Origin of the sequence: Pseudomonas sp. Y24-6 (assembly GCF_020295325.1) — a bacterium.
Lineage (GTDB): Bacteria > Pseudomonadota > Gammaproteobacteria > Pseudomonadales > Pseudomonadaceae > Aquipseudomonas > Aquipseudomonas gregormendelii.
In genome coordinates, this window is sequence record NZ_JACBXG010000001.1 from 333,881 (window position 1) to 354,651 (window position 20,771).

Here is a 20,771-nt window from a genome sequence, read left to right on the forward strand (position 1 = left end):
CGCAGGCCTCCCTTTTTTCACACCTGCTGTCAGGAAGTACCCAACCCTGCGGACAAGTCCGCTGGAGCGCTGGAGGCAGTGCGTTGTTGCCCGTTCGGGACGCTACTGTTCATATCCGTCTGGGCCGCCGTTGGCGCATCGGCATGATCAGTGGTCTTGGTGACGGTATCGCGCACCGCTTCAAATCCTTCACGCGCCTGCTGCTTGACCTTGTCCGTCAGTCCCGCGCTGGTTTTGCCCAGGTAACGTTGCTCGGTAGCCGTCGAGGGGATCGCGGCGCCCAGTAACGCGCCTAACGCGATGCCCGCCGCAGCGACCATCAACGGCTGTTCCCTGAGTAGATGTGTGAACTGATCCCCCATTGCCTGCGTACCGCGCGCGAGCCGATCACTGGCGTCGTGCATGGCGTGACTGACGTTGTCAGTGGCGGCCCCCAGGCTGTCGCCCAGGTGCGCGGCCTTGCCCTTGACGGACTGGTAGCCTTCCTTCATGGAATCTGCGGTGTGGTGCAAGCGGTCCCGCGCGCTGTCAATGCCGTCCGACACGCCATCGGCCCACTCTCCGACCCTGCTGTGCTCTGGACCACTGCGATAACCGACGTTCGGGCTTGGGGGGCGATTCTGGCTCATCATCAGCCACAGCAACCCCACCGAGGTCAGCACGGCGGGCACCGGATTGTTGCGCACGCTGGTACCCAGGTTGGAGAGGAACGCGGTGCCGTTGCCTTGCATCACGCCCCACGCCTGGTCAAACATCTGGCCCGGGGTGAACTTGCTCTCCAGTGCATCGACGATGTTGCCAATGCTGGCGCGCTGCGCGTCGATTTCACGCTCGATCGCTTCCGGGCTTTTTTCCGATTCCAGTTCGAATTCGCTTTTCATGAGACTTTCCTCCGCAGGGCTTCCTGGTCCTTGTTCAAGGCATCCAGGGTGCGATCAGGCTTGAAGTGGGATGGCTCGAATTGTTTTTTACCCGACTGCAGCATGGCGAATCCGATGATCATCACCACCACGCCCACTATCAGTGCCGCGAGCCAGGGCGCCATCACCATCGACAGGCCGTAGACCACCGACATCAACAGGATGATGAAGCCCGCCAGCAGCACAATTGCCCCGCCGGCCACCCCGGCAATGCCGGCCTTGAGCGTAGTGAGACTGGCCTGCAGCTCGGCCTTGGCCAGGGCCAGTTCCTTGGTGAACAGGGCCGGCACCTCACGTGACAACTGGCGCAACAGGCCGACGACTGAAGCGTCGGTTTCAACCACGGGTACGGGGCGTGCGCCCGGCAGATCTGGGTTTTCTCTGTTCATCACAGTGCTCCCTTGAAGTCATTCGAACCTGGAGTTGTCGGGGTCGCAAAGTCGGTGGGATGGTCCTGCTCGCCCGGCGCGGACGGGGTGATGCCGGTGTCTAGCCCGGTGTGCGCAGCGACCGATGTTTCGTACGGGCGCTGCGCACCAAAGCTGCCGGGCGCAGGCGCAGAGCTGCTGTTCTCTGAAGGCTTTTGCGCGCTGGCGGTATAGGCCGCAGCAGTACCAGCCTTGAGGAATCGCGACAGGCCGAATCCCAGCGCGACGCTGCCTGCCAGGAACAGGGCCGGATTGTTGCGCGCCAGGTCGGCCGCATCGTGCAGCAACTGCTCGGCGCTTTTGCCACGCAGATTACCGGCCAGGCCGGTCATGGATTCGGCCATGTCGGCCAGGTAGTCGGACATGCCGAGGCTGTCCTTGTCTTCGATCTCCGAGACAAAGGACTTTGCCCCTTTGGCCAATGCCTCGATCTGATCGGCAGCGGTATCGCGGTACTGCCCGAACTGCGCATCCGCTTGTTGCCTCGCGTCACCGAGCGCCTCGGTGACGCCTTCCTTCAAATGTTGAAAATCGGCCTCCGGTCTTGCGGAGCCCTGATGATCGTTCTGACCTTCAGTCCTGCTGTCTGGAATATTCATGACGTCCCTCGCCTTTCGAAAAATGCGTTTTCGGGTGCGCCACGACAGTTTCGCAGCCGCCCTCAGTTCAGATGACGGAGCTGCATTAACAGGAGTTCAAACAGAATGATGAGCGACAAACGCGCCGACGGGTAACCCAACAAGTCGTCTGGAAGCCACGTAAATAAAAAGAATTCAGGACGCTGACTGCGGTCTGCGTCTGACTGTTGCAAAGTCCGGACTTGGTTTTCTCAAATGCGCGCTGACGGTCGGCCAGCCTGGATTTCGACTGGCCCAAGGTCATAACGAGCAATCTTTGCTTGTGCAGAGGGTGGCAGTCGGGGGTCAGCTGCCATCGCGCAAAATCAGCGCATGTCCCCCGTCCCACTCGGCGAACAGGCTCTGCCCGCAATGCACGCCCAGCTGGTTATAGTCGGCATGGGTCTTTTGCACCTTCAGCTCCAGGCCGCCGCTGGCTTCGAGATACACGTTGACCATCGAGCCAATGAACTCCTCCCCGACGACAGTGCACGCCAGCCGATTTTGCCGCACCGGCCGGGTGGTCAGTTCGATATGCTCGGCGCTGACACAGACCGTGACCGCCTCCCCTGCACTCACCGATTTGCCCTCCGGCAGTCGCGCGACGAAACTACCCTGCGCTGATTCCAGCCGCACCAGACCGCTGTCGTCGAACCCTGCCACCGTGCCGGGGAAGATGTTCTTGCCGCCGACGAACTCGGCCACGAAGCGATTGTGCGGTTCAACAAATACCGCCTGGGGCGTGCCAATCTGCTCCACCCGGCCACGGCTCATGATCACCACGCGATCCGCCATCGCGAAGGCCTCGGACTGACTGTGGGTGACATAGACAAAGGTAATGCCCAAGTCCTTTTGCAGCCCGGTGAGTACCCCCTGCATGCGCACACTCAGGTGCGCATCGAGGGCACTCAATGGCTCGTCGAGCAGCAGGATCGGGGGTTCCGTGACCAGTGAGCGGGCCAGCGCCACACGCTGGCGCTGGCCCCCGGACAGCAGGCTGATGTCCCGATTGGCGAACTCCCCGAGGTCCAGACGCTCAAGCCAGTGCAATGCCTTTTTGCGCCGCTGCGCCTTGGCCATGCCGCGCATGCGCAGGCCGAACTCGACGTTTTCCAGTACATTCAAAAATGGGAACAACGCCAGGTTCTGCCACACCAGTGGCGTCTCCCGCTGCCAGGAATACAGGTCATTGATGCGCTCGCCGTTCAGGCGGATTTCGCCCTCGCTCGGTTTGTCGAGCCCGGCGAGCATGCGCAGTGTCGTGGTCTTGCCACACCCGCTGGAACCCATGATGGCGACAAATTCGCCTTTGTAGATCTCCAGGTTGAGCCGCTCGACAGCCTGGTAGCTGCCGAAATGCTTGACCACGTTGTCAAATACCACCAGCGGTTGAGTCATGGCGTAGTCCTTCGGGTTGGAGGGGTGTAGGGGCGCTCGTCGCGGTCAGGCGTTGCGCCGACGCATCAACAGCATTTGCGCGAAGATCACCAGGCTCATGGTGGTAATGAAGACAATCGTGCCGATGGCGTTGATGGTCGGGCTCACCTGGCCTTGCAAGGTATTGAGGATGCGCACCGGAACGGTCTCGTTCAGGCCCGAGACGAACCAGGCCACCGCGAACTCGTCGAAGGACACTGCCATGGTCACGAACAATGCGGCGAAGATGCTCGGCGCAGTGAATGGCAGGATCACGAAGCGCATGGCCTTCCACTGGTTGGCTCCCAGGTTCCACGCCGCCGCCTCGATATGGGGATCCATCTGCGCCAGCCGCATGCGGATGACGGCCATGGCGAACGGCGTGCACATCACGATATGGCTGATCATCACTGCGTAGATCGACCCTGACAGACCTACCCGGGAAAGGAACGCCAGCATCGCCAGGCCCATGATCACCACCGGAATGGTCGGCGGCAGCGTCGCGAGTGCCATGTAGATCGACTTGCCGAAAAACTGGTAACGAAAGTCGGTATAGGCCGCAGTGAAACCCAATAGAGTCGAAACCAGTGACACCACCACGCCCACCAGCAGACTGTTCCTGAACGCCTGCCAGACTGCCGGATCCGCAGCGATGACCTCGTACCAGTGCAGGCTGAAACCGCCCAGGGGCAAGGACGGAAAGCGGTCGATATTGAACGAGAACACAAAGCTGCCGGCAATGGGCGTGAAGATGAACATGAACACCAGCACGACAAAGCTGCGCAGCAGGAAGTTGATCAGGCGATGCTCGTTCATGGGCGTCTCCGATAAGCAAAGCGAACCGCAGCAAAGGCCGTGATCAGCAGCGTGATGATCATGACCGTCGCAATCACCGCTGCACGGGGCCATTGCTGACCGGACTTGGTGGTGTCGGTGATCAGGGTGCTGAGGGTCGGTGGTTGACCGCCGCCCAGGTACAGCGGGCTGACAAAATCACCGAAGGTCAGGATGAAACAGAACAGCGCTGCCACGACGATGCCAATCCGCGCCGAAGGTATGACCACCAGCAGCACGGTGCGCCAACGCCCGCTGCCGAGGTTGTGCGCGGCCTCGATCAACGAACGATCGATGTACATCAGGCTGAACAATTGCAGCAGCACCACCAGGGGCAGGCACAGGGTGAAGTAGCCGACATAGGTGCCGACGGTGGTGTTCAACATGGCCACCGAGCCGATGCCTAGCAGCCCCAGCGCCGCGTTGAGAATCCCGTTGTCGCTCAGGAACACCTGCCACGAATACGTGCGCACCAGATAGCTGGTGAAAAACGGCGTGATCAGCAGCAGTACCAGTAGCTGCCGGGCAGAATCGCGAAACTTGAAGGCAATGGTGTAGGCACACGGAAACGCCACCAGGCTGACCAGTACAGTGGCGCCCGCCGCCATGGCCAGGGTGTGCACATAGGCGTCCCAGAAGAACCCGCGGCTGAACATGTAGCTCCAGTTCAGCCACTCGAAGGTCGGCACCAACCGAAAGTTGCGCACCACCCAGAAACTGATCGCCACCAGGAAGGCCAGCGGAAACACGAAAAAAACCAGTTGCCAGATCAGGATCGGCAGCGAAAAACACAGCCCGAACCACGGCACGTGCACGGCCTTCCTGGTGGTGCGCTGGCGTATGGCGGGGCTGCTGTCGGACAGTACCGGCGGTGAAGTCTTCAACTTGTCTGAAATCATTGCCACCTTCTCCACGCGTCTTGTCAGGCACCCTTGTATTGCGACCAGAAGTCGTTCCAGTCTTCCAGGCTCTGCTGGACCGGCAGCTCGCGATACTTGATGCGGCCGTCGCGGATGTCATCCATGACGTTGCGTTGTCCCAGCACCATGCCCTGGCGCCTGGCTTCGGCGAGATCGGACTGGTTGAGCAGCTCCCAACCTTTTTTACTGGGAATAAGCGCGGGGTACGCGGCCATTTTTGCCGACTTGACCTGGCCCTGGGGTGAGGTGATGTACTGGATGAACTTCTTCGCCAGATCCGGACTGTGGGCTTTCCGGGCGATGCAGTAGGACTCCGTCCATTGCAGCCCGCCCTCCTTGGGCAACACGGTTTTTACCGGAGCGCCGGCGCGCTGCAGGACCCCGGTGATCCAGTCGCCAATGCCGCACATGGCATGCACCTGGCCGTTTTTCAGCGAAGAAAAGGTCCCGCCATAATCGAAGAAGCCGCCGATTTGCGGGCGCAGGCTCATGAGTTTCTGCTGCACGCTTTGCCAATGCGCGGCATCGATGTCGTAAGGCCGCGCGTTGCCGTCAAGCAGGCTGATCTGCCCCAGGTTGGGCAGGTGCCAGTCGAAGTGCCCGACCTTGCCCTTGAGGCTTTCGTCCCAGAACAGGTCGTAGCTTTGCACCTTGGCTTCGGGAACCAGTTGAGTGTTGTAGGCAATGCCCAGGAATCCGAAGCGGATCAGCACCGAATAAAGTTTGTCGCCCTGCCAGTGCCCTGGAAAATGCTGGAACTCGGGGTAGAAATCATCAAAGGGGTAATCCGCCGGATCGAGTTGCTCGATGTATTCGGCAGCATTGAGTTGTTGCACGTATTCAGCATCGGACAGGATCAGGTCAAAGGTGCCGGGCGGCGATTGCGAGATCAGCCCCAGCATGTTGTCGCCGCCGGTGTAGTACTTGGCCCGGACCTTGACCCCGTACTGGCGCTCGAAATCGGCAACGATGTCCGGCTCGGCGTGCCCGGCCCACGCCAGGATGACCAGTTCTTTTTCCGCAGCGGCGAAGCTTCTCGCCGGTAGCAAGCCGCACAGCGCCGCGGTGCCTGCGAGGATGCCGGAAGTCTTGAGGAAGGTACGGCGTGAAAGGTCGATGCGCTTGTTCATGACATGTTTCCCCGGGTGTTGGAAGTGCCTCATCCGTGTCGCGGCCAAGCCCACGCATCCTTGGCTGGCTGGCAGCATTGCAGCAGATCGCCATCAGTGTTTTTTGTGCACGCCCGACCTGCAATTGATCAGACCCGACCTGTGGCCGCCACAAGGAGCTGCATGAGGCCGTAATGCCAACTACGGGTCGGATTTGGACAAATCTGCCACCTGCCAATCTGATCGAATCGTTTTACCCGCCACGGCCTGAAAATGACCTGTGGGTCAATTACTTAGATGGGTGTACAGATGAACAACAGCGTCGTCATTGGAGAACTCACCTGGCCGGAATACGCGGCAAAAGTCGCGACCGGCTGCCCGATCTTCCTGCCGGTGGGCGCTCTGGAGCAGCACGGACACCACATGTGCATGGAGGTCGATGTCCTGCTGCCCACCGCGATCTGCAAGGCGGTGGCGCATAACGTCAGTGGCCTGGTGTTGCCCGCACTGGCGTACGGCTACAAGTCCCAGCAGAAATCCGGCGGTGGCAATCACTTTCCTGGCACCACCAGCCTCGATGGCGCCACCCTCACCCACACCGTGCAGGACATCATTCGCGAGCTGGCACGCCACGGAGCGCGCAAGCTGGTGCTGATGAATGGGCATTTTGAAAACTCGATGTTCATCGTCGAGGGCATCGACCTGGCGCTGCGCGAACTGCGCTATGGCGGCATCACCGACTTCAAGGTGGTGGTGCTGTCCTACTGGGATTTCGTCAACGATCCGGCCGTCATAGCCAAGCTGTACCCCGAGGGCTTCCTCGGCTGGGATATCGAGCACGGCGGCGTCTTCGAAACTTCGCTGATGCTGGCCTTGCACCCGGACAAGGTCGATCTCGACCGGGCGGTGGATCATCCCCCCGCCACCTTCCCGCCCTACGACGTCTTCCCGATCATCCCAGAGCGCACGCCCGCGTGCGGCACGCTGTCTTCGCCTAAAGGTTCCAGCCGCGAGAAAGGCCAGTTGATCCTCGACGTCTGCGTGTCCGGTATCAGCGCTGCGGTACGCGAAGCCTTCGCTTGAATGACTTGAACAGCGCACGGACGTGCCCGACCAGGTAACACTGCGGTTAACGCTTCACCCTCTCAAATACAACAAAAAAAGGGTAAGTCTCATGTCCAGTTCCTCAACTCTGGCGCCAGGCCTCAAGCAGCGTCACGTCACCATGTTGTCCATCGCCGGAGCAATTGGCGCCGGCCTGTTCATCGGCTCGGGCCACGCCATCGCGTCGGCCGGACCTGCGGCGATCCTGGCGTATATATTTTCCGGCACCCTGGTGGTGCTGGTCATGCGCATGCTTGGCGAAATGGCTGTGGCCTCGCCCGACACCGGGTCGTTTTCCACCTACGCCGAACGCGCCATGGGCCGCAGTGCCGGCTTCACCATCGGCTGGCTCTATTGGTGGTTCTGGGTGCTGGTGATTCCCATCGAAGCCATCGCTGCCGCCGCCATCCTCCACGCCTGGTTCCCGTCCATCCAGACTTGGGAGTTCGCCATAGCGGTCACCGGGCTACTGACCCTGACCAACCTGTTCAGCGTGGCGCGCTACGGCGAGTTCGAATTCTGGTTTGCCATGCTTAAAGTCATCGCCGTGCTGGGGTTCATCGCCCTCGGTGCGCTGGCGCTGGCGGGTGGGCTGCCCGAGACCACCGTCAGTGGCGTGGCCCAGCTCAGCAAGGAGTTCGGCGGCTTCATGCCCAATGGCTGGACCGCCGTCATCGGCGCGATGCTCACTACGGTGTTCAGTTTCATGGGCACCGAGATTGTTACCATTGCCGCAGCCGAATCGCAGAACCCGTCGAAGCAGATCACCCGTGCGACCAACTCGGTCGTGTGGCGAATGGGGATTTTCTACATCGTCTCGGTGTTCCTGATCATCTCCATCGTTCCCTGGAATGACCCGATGCTGGTGACAGTGGGCTCGTATCAACGAGCGCTGGAGCTGATGAACATTCCCCATGCGAAGATGATCGTCGACATCGTGGTCCTGATTGCCGTCGCCAGCTGCCTGAACTCCGCCATCTATACCGCCTCGCGCATGGTCTACTCCCTGAGCAAACGGGGCGACGGCCCGCGCATCCTGCAGAAAACCTCAGGCTCCGGCGTACCCTACATCGCCGTGCTGGCCAGCACCGCAGTGGGCTTCCTGACCACGGCACTGAATTACTTTGCCCCCAACGAGGTGTTCGCTTTCCTGCTGGCCAGTTCCGGAGCCGTGGCCTTGCTGGTGTACCTGGCGATTGCCGTGTCGCAGCTGATATTGCGCAGCAAAATGAACGCCTCGGGACACCCGATCGTCTTCAAGATGTGGTTCTACCCGTGGCTCAGCTACCTGGTGATTTTGTGCATTTTGAGCATCCTGACCGTCATGCTGATTCTGCCTCAGCACCGCATGGAAGTGCTGGCCACCGGTGCGCTGACCCTGTCCATCGTGTGCATGGGCACTATTTTCAAGGCCAGGATACGTCCTGCGCCAGCTTCTCCTGAAACCCGCAACGCCTGAGGTTCAATAGCGCCAAGCTGCCCCCCCGTTCACCTCTTTCCGGCCGCTTTCCCACCACGAAGCTGGCCGGTTTTTTTATTTGTACAAGCGCAGAACAAGAGGATGGCCCATGTCTGCCTACGAACAACGGCCAGTGAAAACCGTGGGTTTTCTGGTCATCCAGAACTTCACCACCATCGGCTTCGCCTCCGCCGTGGAAACCTTGCGCATGGCCAACATGGCCGCCCGCCAGCCGATGTACCGCACCCTGATCATCGCCGCCAGCCTGGAGCCGGTCACCGCCAGCAACGGCATGCGCATCCTGCCCGACTACTCGATCGAAGACGCACCGAAACTCGACATGTTGTTTGTGGTGGGCTCCAACCCGATCGTGTCCAACCACAGCAGCCGACCGTTGCTCGGCTGGCTGCGCAAACTGGCGCATCTGCAGGTGCCCCTGGGCGGTATCTGCACCGGCAGCCACTTGCTCGCCCGGGCTGACCTGCTCAAGGGTTACCGCTGCACGATCCACTGGGAGGACTACGAGGCGTTGAGCGAGCGCTTTCCCGGGATCGTCATTTCCAACCAGTTGTTCGAACTCGATCGCGACCGCTACACCTGCTCCGGCGGAGTGGCGGCCATGGACATGACGTTGCAGTTGATCGCCCGTGAACCTGGCGGGCGGGACATCGCCACACATGCTGCGGAACTGCTGTTGTGTGATCGCGCCCGAGGCGCTCAGGAACGCCAGCGCGTGCCGCTGCGGCAGAAGCTCGGCACCTCCCAGCCCAAGCTCAGCCAGATTGTGGCGATCATGGAAGCCAACATCGAGGAGCCGCTGGGGCTGGAAGAACTGGCGCGCTTGAACGAGGTGTCGGTGCGGCAACTGGAGCGACTGTTTCACAAACACCTCAAGCGCACACCCAGCCAGTACTACCTGGAGCTGCGCCTGTCCCGGGCCCGGCAGTTGCTGCTGCGTAGCGAGGCGCAGGTCCGCGATGTCGCCCTGGCGTGCGGCTTCGTTTCGCCGGCACATTTCTCCAAGTGCTACAGCCGCTATTTTGGTCTGTCGCCGATGGGGGAGCGCCGGCAGGTGGCGGTGCACTAGACGTCTTGTGTTGGCTGCACTGACGCCTTCTCACTCCAACCCATCCGCATGCACAAAGCACAATTTGTTGCCCTCCGGATCCCTGCAATAGGCGCCGAAATAATCCGGTGAGTAATGCGCGCGTATCCCGGGGGCGCCCTCATCCGTCGCGCCTGTGGCGATGGCCGCTGACCAGGCGGCCTGCACCTGCTCGCGCGAGCGGCAGGCAAAGCTGACCTGGGTGCCATTACCCCAGTTCGCCGGTAACCCGTTGTAGGGCAGCTGGATGAAGAACTGTGGCCAGCTCTTTCCCGGATACTGCCAGCCCGAGCCCGGTGGGCCGCCGTCGTTTTCGTCTGGCATGCGCTCCAGGCCCAGGGGTTGGAGGATCGTGTCGTAGAAGGTGGTCATGGCGGCGAGATCGCGGGCGCCTAGGATAATGTGGCTGAACATGGCTGGGCTCCTGGGGTGGAGTGGGCTGTTGCTGGATTGCTGGATTGCTGGATTGCTGGATTGCTGAGATTAGCTCAAAGGCAAGATCAAGAGATCGCAGCCTCGTTGCACTCGACAGCTCCTACGCCGCTCCTACGCCGCTCCTGCGCAGCTCCTGCGGGAATTGGGCACGCGGGTTCCCCAAGGGCAGCCGGATCGACTACCATGCCGCCGCCGGTTTCCACATGGGATTAATAGGGAATCCGTGATGCTCGCGCAGCATTAAACGGAACTGCCCCCGCAACTGTAGGTGCTGAGCCTGCTCCACGACTGCCACTGGGATCGCTCCCGGGAAGGCCGGAGCCAGGTGATGACGCACCAGTCAGGAGACCTGCCGGCCAAGCAAATCACTAACCGGCGGGGTGTCCGGGAAGGACATCCTTGGCGCGCGGGTCATCTTGGTGACCAGCCGTGCACTGCATTTGCTGCAGCGTTCGATGATGTGTTTCCAGACCGTATTGCCCTGCTCCGTTTACGGTTCAACTGGAGATCGCCCCATGCTGCTGCCCCGCTTCGCCACCTTCTGCACGGGCCTGGGTCTGTGCGCCCTCGCCCAGGCCGCACCGACGCAATACCCCCTGACCCTGGAGAACTGCGGCAGCACGCTGACCTTCCAGCAGGCACCGAGCCGAGCAGTGACCATCGGCCAGGCCGGCACCGAAATGCTTTATGCCATGGGATTGAGCGACCGGCTGGTGGGCACCTCGCTGTGGTTCAACGACGTGCTGGGCCGCTACAAGACCGAGAACGACAAGGTGCCGCGCCTGGCTGACAACGAGCCGAGCTTCGAGGCGGTAATTGGCAAGCGCCCGCAGCTGGTGGCAGTGGAACTGGAGTGGATGGTCGGCCCGCAAGGCGCCGTCGGCACCCGCGAACAATTCCATGAGTTGCAGATTCCCACCTACCTGATGCCTTCCGACTGCGAAGCCAAGGACAACCTGGTGGGCGCCGACGGCACGCGTCTCGAAGCGTTTCGCATCGACAGCCTGTACAAGAGCGTCAGCCAGCTGGCGGCAATCTTCGATGTGCAGGCGCGTGGCGAGAAGTTGAACGCCGAGCTCAAGGCCAGCCTGGCGAAGTCCATTGCCATGGTGCAAAACAAGGACCTCAAGCACACCAGCGCGCTGTTCTGGTTCTCCAGCGCCAGCCTGGATATCGATCCCTATGTCGCCGGCCACAAGGGCATTCCCGATTTCATGCTTAATACCCTGGGCGTGCGCAACGTGGTGCAGTCCGACGAAGAATGGCCAACGGTGGGCTGGGAAACCATTGCCAAGGCCAACCCGACATTCCTGGTGATTGCCCGTATGGATCGGCGCCGCTTCCCGGCTGACGACCACGAAAAGAAACTGGCCTTCCTGCGCAGTGACCCGGTCACGCGCAACATGGACGCGGTGAAAAACAATCGCATCATCATCCTCGACGCCATGGCGATGCAGGCCAGCCTGCGGATGTTCGATGGCCTGGAAACACTGGCCACCGCCATCAACGGCTACGACTTGCCGAAATGACCGGGACGCTGATTCGCACGCTGCTGGCCTTCGTCACACTGCTGCTGGCGGTGATCGCCGGCGTGGCCATTGGTGAAACGCCGATCGAGCCGGGCGTGGTGTTCCAGGTATTGGCCAACAAGTTGTGGTCCGCCGGTCATGTGCTCGACCCGATCGACGAAGGCATCGTCTGGAACTATCGCCTGACCCGGGCACTGGTGGCCGCGGCTTGTGGTGCAGGCCTGGCCACCTGTGGGGTGATCCTGCAATCACTGTTGCGCAATCCACTCGCCGATCCCTACCTGCTGGGTATCTCCGCCGGGGCTTCCACAGGGGCGGTTCTGGTGGCGTTGCTGGGGCTGGGCGCGGGGGCCATTTCGTTGTCCGTCGGCGCTTTCGCCGGGGCTGTCGCAGCCTTCGTCCTGGTGATTTTGCTGGCGCGGGTCAGCGGGTCATCCAGCGGCACCGGGCAGATCATCCTGGCCGGCATTGCCGGCTCACAATTGTTCAACGCGCTGACGGCGTTCCTGATCACCAAGTCCGCCAGTGCCGAGCAGGCTCGCGGCATCCTGTTCTGGCTGCTGGGCAATCTCAGTGGCGTGCGCTGGCCGTCGGTGTGGTTATCGGTGCCCGTGGCCCTGCTTGGCCTGGCGGTGTGCCTGTGGCACCGGCGGGCGCTGGACGCGTTCACGTTCGGGGTCGATTCCGCAGCCTCCCTTGGCATCCCGGTGCGCCGGGTCCAGTTCATATTAGTGGGCAGCGCGGCGCTGGTGACGGCCGTAATGGTGTCGATCGTCGGCTCCATCGGTTTTGTCGGGCTGGTCATTCCCCATGCCGTGCGCCTGTTGCTGGGCACCCGTCACGCCCGCCTGCTGCCTGCCAGCGCACTGGGTGGCGCGCTGTTCCTGATTGCGGCAGATGTGTTGTCGAGGACGTTGATCAAGGGCCAGGTGATTCCGGTCGGGGTCATCACCGCACTGGTGGGCGCACCGGTGTTTGCGTTGATCCTGGTCGGGCGGAGGAATGCCCGGTGAGCCGTAAAGAGTCGGTATTGAGCTGCGCCGGGCTGGGTTTTGATGTCCGCGAGGTGCAGTTGTTGCACGACATCGATCTGCACATTCAACGCGGGGAAACGCTGGGCATCGTCGGGCCCAATGGCTCTGGCAAATCGACCTTGCTCAAGTTGCTCGCCGGGGTACGCGAGCCGTCCCGGGGCGGAGTGTTCCTGGGCGGCACACGCCTGGGCAAGCTGCCACGGCGAACGATTGCGCAAACCCTGGCCGTAGTTGAACAGCAGGCGAACACCGAGGATGCCATCAGTGTGCTCGACGCCGTTGCCCTGGGGCGAACCCCCTGGCTGTCAGCGTTGCGCCCGTGGTCCCGGGAAGACGCACACATTGTCGAGCAGGCGTTGGTTGACGTCGATGCCGCGCACTTGAAAAATCGCACCTGGCGCAGCCTCTCCGGCGGTGAGCGCCAGCGCGTGCATATCGCTCGCGCCCTGGCCCAGCGGCCGCAGATCCTGCTGCTGGATGAGCCCACCAATCACCTGGACATCCAGCATCAGCTGTCGATTTTGCAGGTGGTGCATGCCCTGCCCGTCACCACGGTGATCGCCCTGCACGATCTCAACCAGGCACTCACCTGTGACCGCCTGGCCGTGCTCGAGCGCGGTCGACTGGTGGCGCTGGGCGCCCCCGTGGAAGTGCTCACGCCCAAGCGCCTGCAAGACACGTTCGGCGTGCAGGCGCACTACCTGGTCGATCCGTATGACGGGGCGCAGATCCTGCGTTTTCGCGGTGCGCCTGGTCTGTGAATCGCGCCAGTCAGGTTCCGCTCTTGACCTTGGTCCAGACCCGGGTACGGATGCGTTCGGTCTTGAGTGGCAGCGGTTTGCCGGGGAACAATGTGGCGAGGGTCGCGGCCGACGGATAGGCGCCCGGATTGTCCCGCAGAACCTGATCGACCAAGGGCGTCGCCGTTTTGTTGGCGTTGGGGTATCCCAGGTAGTTCGAGCTCTTGGCAATCACTTCGGGACGCAGCATGTAGTTGATGAAACTCAAACCCTGGGGTGAGTGCGGGGCGTCCTTGAGCAGCACCAGGTTCTCCACCCACACCGACGAACCCTCTTTGGGAATGCGGTAAACCAGCTGGCGCCCGTTGCCCGCCTTCGCCACCGCCACCTGAGCGTCATGCACCCCGCCCGACCAGGCCACGACCGCGCAAATATTGCCGTTCGCCAAGTCGGTGATGAACTTTGAAGAGTCGAAATAGGTGATGTATGGGCGGATCTTCAGCAGCAGCGCCTCGGCCTTGCGATAGTCCTCCGGGTTCTGACTGTCGGCGGGCAGGCCCAGGTAGTGCAAGGCAATGGGGATGATCTCGCCGGGGGAATCCAGCATCGCCACCCCGCACTGGCTGAGTCTGGCAATGTTTTCTTCCTTGAAGATCATGTCCCAGGAGTCCACGGGGGCGTCGGCGCCCAACACCTTCTTGATCTGCTCTACGTCGTAGCCGATGCCGGTAGTGCCCCACATATACGGGACCGCGTATCGGTTGCCCGGGTCGTTGATCGCTACCTTGGCGAGAATGTCCGGGTCGAGGTTGGAACGGTTACTCAACTGACTGGCGTCCAGTTCCTGGAGCACTCCGGCCTTGATCAGGTTCGGCAGTACGTCGGCGGTGACCACCACTACGTCGTAGCCGGTACGCCCTACCATCAGTTTGCTCTGCATGACCTCGGAGCTGTCGAAGGTATCCAGCACGATGGAAATGCCGCTGTCCTTCTGGAAGTCCTTGGGCGTTTCGGGGGCAATAAAGTCGTACCAGTTATAGAGATTCACGCTCGGGGCATCGGCCCAGCTCGTGCCAACACTGGAACCGCAGAGCACGACCAGGCCTGCGTGCAGCAATCGCTTGAATATCATGAGGTGCTCCTTGGCTGATCTGTTCTTGAAGACACATCGGCCGCTGTGATTGTTTTTATCGTTGAGCTGCAAAAGCGCTGCTTTAGGGAATCAACCATTCGCGGCGACCGTCGGGGTGTTCGATCAACTCGCCCGGCAAGCCGAAGCGTTTTTCCGCGTGGTAGTCGTACAGCGCGCGGGCCGGAGCGATCCGCGCCATGTCCAGTTCGACGACTTGTCGGCACTCCTGCGCTCCGGCTTCCAGCAAGCGCTGGCCGAAGGGGTCGACCACGGTGCTGCCGCCGGCGTAGGTTTCGCCATCACCCTCGCCCACGCGGTTGACCATCACCGCGAATACCTGGTTTTCCTGGGCCCTGGCGGCGACTGCGGTGCGGTGCACCCGAGCGTAGGGGTGCATGTTGCCGTCGCTGATCAGGATCAGTTGCGCGCCCAGTTCCGCCAGGGCCCGGGCGCTTTCCGGGAACTCGATGTCGTAGCAGATCAGCAATCCGACTCGCACGCCGCGCCATTGCACCGTGGCGTAGCGATCACCCGGCAGCACCAGGCCCGGCTCGGACACCCACAGGTGCGTCTTGCGATAACGCAGTGCGATGCCTTGCGGGGTAATGAACAACAAGGTGTTGTAGAACTGCTCGCCATCGCGTTCGATCAGCCCCACCACCACCGCGACGTCACGCTCCCGGGCCGCCTGGCAGATCGCCTGGACACTGGGCCCGGACAGCGGCTCGGCCAGTGCGGCAATATTGGCGCGATCGAGAAACCCGGTGATCTGCGACTCCGGGAAAATCACGATATCGGTACCTGGCGCACAGGCCGCAACGGCATCCAGGGTGCGCTGCAGGTTGTAGGCGACATCGCCATCGCGACCCGCCATCTGTATGAGTTCAAGCTTCATTGTCGGACCTTTGAGGTGAAATACGTCCCGGCCAGGAAACGGATGACTTTTGCCAGCGGCCAGGCAAGTATGCGTATCACCAAAAAAATTCCTATCACGCTGAGTGAGTAACCCCCAGGGGGTAGACAATGGGTTTGAAGCTGCAGGCTCGCTCCCACAGGGCCGGCGAGCATGGCACTTTTTTCTGATCGGCAAGGACACTGTGGGAGCAAGGCTTGCACGCGACTTTTATGATCTTGCCCGCCTACGAATACGCCTCCACCATCCACTTCACCCGAGCCAACGCCTGCCCAAGCGTATCAATGTCCACCGACCCCAATGCCAGGCGAATCGCATGGGGGACATGCGCCGAAGTGGCAAACGGCTCGGCCGTCGAAACGGCAATACTCTCCTCCATCAACGCCTTGGTAATCTGGTCCGCCCGGGCATCTTCGCCCAGCGGCAACCACAGGAAATACGACGACGGATGCGTCACGCAGCGCAGCCCATCCAGCGCACGCAACGCAACGATCTGCCTGGCCTGGGCGTCGGCCCGCTTCTGGGTTTCCAGTTGCATCACCGTGCCATCGTCCAGCCAGGCACAGGCAATCGCAGTCATCACCCCCGGGGTGTTCCAGGTGGTGGACCGGATAGCGCGCTCGATGGCGGCCACCTTGTCCAGAGGCGCGGCGACAAAACCGATGCGCAGGCCGGTGGCGATGCTCTTGGATAAACCGGACACATAGACGGTCCGCTCCGGCGCCAACGTAAACAGCGGTGGCGGCGGGTTTTCGCAGAGGAACGCGTAGGCTGCATCCTCGATTATCAGCAGCCCGTGCTTGCGCGAAATTGCCACCAATTGCTCACGTTGCGCGGCAGGCATCACCCAGCCCAAGGGATTGTGCAGCGTCGGCATGCTGTACACCGCCCGCACTCGCCGACTGCGGCAAAGTTTTTCCAGGGCCTCGAGATCCGGCCCGCCGGCGCCACCAGGAATCGGCGCGATTTCCAGGTGCAGCGCTTCGGCCAGCACCTTGAAGCCCGAATAGGTCAAGGCGTCTGCGGCGATCACGTCGCCCGGCTTGAGCAGCGCCATCATCGTCACCGCCAGGCCATGCTGGGCGCCGCTGACCACCAGCACTTGAGCGGCATCGACAGTCAGCCCGCGCGCGCCCAGGTGCCGCGCCACCGACGCACGCTCGTGCATGCGCCCCGCATGGGGTTGATAGCGCAACAGCGCCTCCAGGTCACCGCCGGCTGCCAACTGGCGCAATGCACTGCGCAGCATTTCGCCCTGCCCCGGCAGCGACGGATAGTTGAAGTTGAGATCGATCATGCCAGCGACGACTTCCTGCTGGTCGATGCCCAGGTTGGGCGGCAGCGAAGTCTCCCGGACAAAGGTGCCGCGCCCGGTTTCGCCACTCACCAGGCCCATGGCTTCGAGCTCGCCGTACACCCGACTCGCGGTCACCAGCGCCAGACCTTCACGGGTGGCCAGTTGGCGGTGAGTCGGCAAGCGGGTGCCCGGCAGCAGGCGACCGGCACGGATATCGGCGGCAAAGGTATCCACCAGGAATTTGTAACGCGAGCGCGGCATGGGCGATGTATCCATGACAATTTTTTGATTGTTATTGATTCTCGACCCTAGGATGGCTTTCTGCAAATTTGAGTGTGACGAAATGGAACGTGCATCAAGCCTGCAAAACCCTGGCCGGGAAAAGTCCGCGAGCGGCTGGCTCAACGGTTTTATCGGAGTGCTGATCTTCAGCGGCTCGCTGCCCGCCACCCGCCTGGCCGTGCTGGAGTTCGATCCGGTGTTCCTCACGGTGGCCCGCGCCAGCATTGCAGGGTTGCTGGCGCTGTGCATGCTGTGGCTGTTCAGGGAAAAGCGCCCGGCGCGGCATCAACTGGTGCCCCTGACCATCGTCGCGTTGGGTGTTGTCCTGGGTTTCCCGCTGTTGACCGCCCTGGCTCTGCAATATGTGACATCCGCCCATTCGATCGTCTTCGTCGGCTTGCTGCCCCTCGCCACGGCGGTGTTTGGCGTACTGCGCGGCGGTGAACGTCCGCGACCGGTGTTCTGGTTGTTCTCGATACTGGGCAGCCTGCTGGTAGTCGGCTTTGCTCTCTCCCAAGGCGTGACCGCCTCGCCCATCGGCGATTTATTGATGTTGGCGGCGATCCTCGCCTGCGGCCTCGGATATGCCGAAGGCGCAAAGCTGTCCAGGACCCTCGGTGGCTGGCAGGTAATCTGCTGGGCACTGGTGCTGTCGTTGCCGGTGATGGCGCCATTGGCCTGGTGGCTCGCGCCGCCGACCCTCTCGGGCATCACGCCCTCGGCGTGGGTGTGCCTGGGGTACGTGTCGATTTTCAGCATGCTGGTGGGTTTTGTGTTCTGGTATCGCGGACTGGCGCAGGGCGGTATCGCGGCAGTCGGCCAGTTGCAGTTGCTGCAGCCGTTTTTCGGCCTGGCTCTGGCAGCCACGCTGCTGCATGAGCAGGTCAGCCCGGGCATGCTGGGGGTGACGGTGGCGGTGATTTTATGTGTGGCCGGGGCGAAAAAGTTTTCCAGGTAAGATTCGGGCCAGGGCGATCCGTGATTTCATAGCACTTTGATTGGCAATTATTGAGGAAACATCGTGGTCACTTGTTATCTGAAGTACGTGCTTGATCCCTATCAGCTCGAAGCGTTCGAGTACTACGCGAAGCTGTGGATTCCACTGGTTGAAAAATTCGGCGGGCAGCATCACGGCTATTTTCTGCCTTCCGAGGGCGCCAACAATATCGCCATGGCGATGTTCACCTTTGCGAGCCTGGCGGAGTATGAGCGTTATCGCCAGGACTCGATGCAAGACCCGGAGTGCATTGCCGCCTTCAAGTACGCTGAGGAAACCAAGTGCATTCTCAGCTATGAGCGCAGTTTTTTCCGGCCGGTGTTTGGGGATTAACTCAGGTTTTCTGTAAAACCAACCCTGCTTCGACTGCCGAATCGATGATCAAGCTGGCAGGGACATTGATCCAGGTCGCCGCGTCAATGTCACCTGCCCCCGCCAGCCACTGCTCCACCATCTGATAACCAAGGGTGTAGCCCAGCCATCTTGGATGAACGCCGGTGCCGAAGAACCACGCGCTGTGGTCGTAGTACGCTGCGTCGAGGGCCTGGCGATCGGTCGGAGTGCGCAGCAGATCCTCGCGGTTTACCGCGCTCTCCCAGGGTTCCGCTGTGCTGCCGAGCAGATGCCGGACGAACTGTCCGGCCAGGCCCTCGCTGACCAATGCCTCGCCGAGAGTCCAGCCGTAGCCGGGACCCGCCATGCGCAGGCAGTGATGAACCTCATGGATGATCTGCCGGTGCAGCGTGCCATTGCGCAGGCTCGCCAGGAAATTCGGGTTGGCCGGATCCAGGGTCATCGAGAACATGCTGCTGCGATAAGCGCGCCCGACGATGCCCATTTCCGGGATGGTTTCGCCGGGCAGTACCTGGATCAGAATATCCAGCCTTGGCGGCGGCAGCAGGCGCGAGAGGGTTTGGTAGGCGGCGGCGAATTCGCCAGCCAAATCCGCGCGAAACCCGGCCAGATCGCCCGAGGCTTCCAGCCAATGCAGCGTCCATGAGTCCATTCATCTATCCCTTCTATCGTTGTGGAGGCTAAGCTCAGCCAGCCAAGCGGCCAATCATATCCACCGGAAGCCACTCTGACCATGCGCCTGAGAACTGCAATTTTCGCCCTTCTGAACCTTGCCATGGTGGCCACGGCCAGCGCCGAGTCCCGGCCCGGGCACATGGTGTATTTGCGCACTATCGACCCGAGCATCGAGCAGGACATGCGCTACGCCAGCGCCCATAACTTCACCGGTCGCGCGCTTGAAGGGTATGGCGCCGCCGAGTGCCTGTTGTCCCTGGAGACCGCACAGGCCCTGGCCCGGGTGCAGTCATCCCTGCGGGCCGAAGGCTATGGCTTGAAGGTTTTCGACTGCTATCGTCCCAACCGCGCAGTGGCCGACATGGGCCGCTTTGCGACAGAGCCGGGCGACCCGCGCAAGACCGAGTTTTACCCTCGGGTAGATAAGCAGGACTTCTGGCGACTGGGTTATGTGGCGCGGGTTTCCGGCCACTCCAAAGGCTCAACCGTCGACCTGACCCTGACCGGACCGCAAGCGCTGCCAGCCGCCAAATGGACGCCGGCAGCTTCGCAGGCAGACTGCACCGCGCCCGTTGACCAGCGGTGGCATGATGGAGCTGTCGACATGGGCACCGGTTTTGATTGTTTCGACGAGCGCGCCCACACCGCCAGCGCCGCGATCAATGCCACGGCAAAAGCCAATCGCCAGCGGCTCACCAGCGCGATGGAAAAGGCGGGCTTTTCCGGCTATTCGAAGGAGTGGTGGCACTTCACCTACGCGGGCGAAGGCGCGAAAAAACAGGTGATGGACTTCCCGATCACCCCCCTGGGCGCTCGCGATCTGATCGACGCCAGCCAGCAATTGATCGTGGTCACCAGCAAAAGCTGGGACGACATCCAGGGCAGCGCCCAGCGCTATGAACGCGATGGCAGCACCTTGCGCAAAGCCGGCGACGCCTTTGCGGTAGTAGTTGGCAAGCACGGGATGGCCTGGGGCAAGGGTTCGTTCGAACCCGGCCCAGGCCCGGTCAAACGTGAAGGCGACGGCAAGGCACCTGCCGGTGTATTCACCTTGGGCACGGCATTCGGTTTCGATCCAGCCGCGCCGACAAAGCTGCCTTACCTGGCGCTGACGCCATCCACCGAATGCGTGGATGACAGCCAATCCACGCGCTACAACGAACTGGTCGACGGCGCCGCCATTGCCAAAGACTGGAACAGCTCCGAGCGCATGCGCAGCGAGGACGTGCTGTATCGCCAAGGCATCTTCATCGATCACAACACCCCGGCGACCCGCGGCGCAGGCTCGTGCATTTTCTTCCACATCTGGCGCAACCCCACCTCGCCAACGGCGGGTTGCACGGCCATGGACACGGCGGACATCACCCGCTTGCTTGGCTGGCTGGACCCTCGGCAATTGCCAGTGCTGGTGCAAATGCCCGAGGCGCAGTACGAGCAGGTTCGCGCGTCCTGGGGCCTGCCGGCACGCTGA

General features: G+C 61.8%; 21 protein-coding genes and 1 riboswitch. Of the genes, 9 read left to right on the forward strand and 12 right to left on the reverse strand.

All coding sequences use genetic code 11. From position 1 onward, the window contains the following. Positions 1-29: 29 nt before the first annotated feature. From HYI44_RS01565 to HYI44_RS01595, 7 genes are all read right to left on the reverse strand, one after another. The gene (locus tag HYI44_RS01565) at positions 30-881 is read right to left on the reverse strand and encodes a DUF3618 domain-containing protein (protein WP_122839199.1); all 852 of its coding nucleotides are present in this window, start codon (positions 879-881) and stop codon (positions 30-32) included. Then, positions 878-1,309 carry a phage holin family protein gene (locus HYI44_RS01570; protein WP_122839200.1) on the reverse strand — a complete coding sequence of 144 codons (432 nt, stop codon included), beginning with the start codon at positions 1,307-1,309 and terminating at the stop codon, positions 878-880. The genes HYI44_RS01565 and HYI44_RS01570 overlap by 4 nt, the downstream gene beginning before the upstream one ends. After that, complete coding sequence (locus tag HYI44_RS01575) at positions 1,309-1,947, reverse strand: hypothetical protein (RefSeq protein WP_225568584.1); 639 nt, start codon at positions 1,945-1,947, stop codon at positions 1,309-1,311. Before HYI44_RS01575 ends, HYI44_RS01570 begins: the two co-directional genes overlap by 1 nt. 324 nt (positions 1,948-2,271) lie before the next feature. Beyond that, complete coding sequence (locus HYI44_RS01580; protein WP_225568585.1) at positions 2,272-3,363, reverse strand: ABC transporter ATP-binding protein; 1,092 nt, start codon at positions 3,361-3,363, stop codon at positions 2,272-2,274. Positions 3,364-3,408: 45 nt separating this feature from the next. Then, entirely contained in the window at positions 3,409-4,197 is a 789-nt protein-coding gene (locus HYI44_RS01585; protein ID WP_122839203.1) for an ABC transporter permease, read from the reverse strand. Next, entirely contained in the window at positions 4,194-5,114 is a 921-nt protein-coding gene (locus tag HYI44_RS01590; RefSeq protein WP_225568586.1) for an ABC transporter permease, read from the reverse strand. Before HYI44_RS01590 ends, HYI44_RS01585 begins: the two co-directional genes overlap by 4 nt. 23 nt (positions 5,115-5,137) lie before the next feature. Continuing rightward, complete coding sequence (locus tag HYI44_RS01595) at positions 5,138-6,265, reverse strand: extracellular solute-binding protein (RefSeq protein WP_122839204.1); 1,128 nt, start codon at positions 6,263-6,265, stop codon at positions 5,138-5,140. 288 nt (positions 6,266-6,553) lie between these two features. Between HYI44_RS01595 and HYI44_RS01600 the strand changes: the two genes are divergently transcribed. The 3 genes from HYI44_RS01600 to HYI44_RS01610 all read left to right on the forward strand — a co-directional run bounded on the left by HYI44_RS01600 (position 6,554) and on the right by HYI44_RS01610 (position 9,894). Next, the gene (locus HYI44_RS01600; RefSeq protein ID WP_122839205.1) at positions 6,554-7,327 is read left to right on the forward strand and encodes a creatininase; all 774 of its coding nucleotides are present in this window, start codon (positions 6,554-6,556) and stop codon (positions 7,325-7,327) included. 91 nt (positions 7,328-7,418) lie between these two features. After that, the gene (gene gabP, locus HYI44_RS01605) at positions 7,419-8,807 is read left to right on the forward strand and encodes a GABA permease (RefSeq protein WP_225568587.1); all 1,389 of its coding nucleotides are present in this window, start codon (positions 7,419-7,421) and stop codon (positions 8,805-8,807) included. 109 nt (positions 8,808-8,916) lie between these two features. Next, positions 8,917-9,894: a GlxA family transcriptional regulator gene (locus HYI44_RS01610; RefSeq protein ID WP_122839207.1), complete on the forward strand. Its 978-nt coding sequence runs from the start codon at positions 8,917-8,919 to the stop codon at positions 9,892-9,894. A 30-nt stretch (positions 9,895-9,924) separates the two neighbouring features. Here the strand turns inward: HYI44_RS01610 and HYI44_RS01615 are convergent, their stop codons facing one another. Beyond that, on the reverse strand, positions 9,925-10,326 hold the full coding sequence (locus HYI44_RS01615; protein WP_045062210.1) for a VOC family protein: 402 nt from the start codon (positions 10,324-10,326) through the stop codon (positions 9,925-9,927). A 197-nt stretch (positions 10,327-10,523) separates the two neighbouring features. Further along, positions 10,524-10,719, forward strand: a riboswitch (cobalamin riboswitch). A 143-nt stretch (positions 10,720-10,862) separates the two neighbouring features. Here HYI44_RS01615 and HYI44_RS01620 point away from each other — a divergent pair. From HYI44_RS01620 to HYI44_RS01630, 3 genes are read left to right on the forward strand one after another with little or no spacing between them, the layout of a single operon-like run. Then, positions 10,863-11,876, forward strand: a complete 1,014-nt coding sequence (locus HYI44_RS01620) for an ABC transporter substrate-binding protein (protein ID WP_225568588.1) — start codon at positions 10,863-10,865, stop codon at positions 11,874-11,876. Further along, complete coding sequence (locus HYI44_RS01625) at positions 11,873-12,889, forward strand: FecCD family ABC transporter permease (RefSeq protein ID WP_122839209.1); 1,017 nt, start codon at positions 11,873-11,875, stop codon at positions 12,887-12,889. The genes HYI44_RS01620 and HYI44_RS01625 overlap by 4 nt, the downstream gene beginning before the upstream one ends. Beyond that, a complete protein-coding gene (locus HYI44_RS01630) occupies positions 12,886-13,671 on the forward strand; it encodes an ABC transporter ATP-binding protein (RefSeq protein WP_225568589.1) in 786 nt (261 codons plus the stop codon). Before HYI44_RS01625 ends, HYI44_RS01630 begins: the two co-directional genes overlap by 4 nt. 10 nt (positions 13,672-13,681) lie before the next feature. Here the strand turns inward: HYI44_RS01630 and HYI44_RS01635 are convergent, their stop codons facing one another. The 3 genes from HYI44_RS01635 to HYI44_RS01645 all read right to left on the reverse strand — a co-directional run bounded on the left by HYI44_RS01635 (position 13,682) and on the right by HYI44_RS01645 (position 17,253). Then, positions 13,682-14,782: a polyamine ABC transporter substrate-binding protein gene (locus HYI44_RS01635; RefSeq protein ID WP_122839211.1), complete on the reverse strand. Its 1,101-nt coding sequence runs from the start codon at positions 14,780-14,782 to the stop codon at positions 13,682-13,684. Between the two features lie 82 nt (positions 14,783-14,864). Beyond that, positions 14,865-15,677: a carbon-nitrogen hydrolase family protein gene (locus HYI44_RS01640; protein WP_122839212.1), complete on the reverse strand. Its 813-nt coding sequence runs from the start codon at positions 15,675-15,677 to the stop codon at positions 14,865-14,867. Positions 15,678-15,921: 244 nt separating this feature from the next. Further along, positions 15,922-17,253 (reverse strand): PLP-dependent aminotransferase family protein, encoded by a 1,332-nt coding sequence (locus HYI44_RS01645; RefSeq protein ID WP_225568590.1) that lies wholly within the window; start codon positions 17,251-17,253, stop codon positions 15,922-15,924. 82 nt (positions 17,254-17,335) lie between these two features. Here HYI44_RS01645 and HYI44_RS01650 point away from each other — a divergent pair, with 82 nt between their 5' ends. Beyond that, positions 17,336-18,232 (forward strand): DMT family transporter, encoded by an 897-nt coding sequence (locus HYI44_RS01650; protein WP_225568591.1) that lies wholly within the window; start codon positions 17,336-17,338, stop codon positions 18,230-18,232. Positions 18,233-18,295: 63 nt separating this feature from the next. Further along, on the forward strand, positions 18,296-18,604 hold the full coding sequence (locus HYI44_RS01655; RefSeq protein ID WP_122839215.1) for an NIPSNAP family protein: 309 nt from the start codon (positions 18,296-18,298) through the stop codon (positions 18,602-18,604). Position 18,605: 1 nt separating this feature from the next. Here HYI44_RS01655 and HYI44_RS01660 read toward each other — a convergent pair whose 3' ends face one another. After that, positions 18,606-19,277 (reverse strand): DUF2268 domain-containing putative Zn-dependent protease, encoded by a 672-nt coding sequence (locus tag HYI44_RS01660; RefSeq protein WP_201147349.1) that lies wholly within the window; start codon positions 19,275-19,277, stop codon positions 18,606-18,608. 81 nt (positions 19,278-19,358) lie between these two features. Here HYI44_RS01660 and HYI44_RS01665 point away from each other — a divergent pair, with 81 nt between their 5' ends. Next, entirely contained in the window at positions 19,359-20,771 is a 1,413-nt protein-coding gene (locus HYI44_RS01665; protein WP_225568592.1) for a M15 family metallopeptidase, read from the forward strand.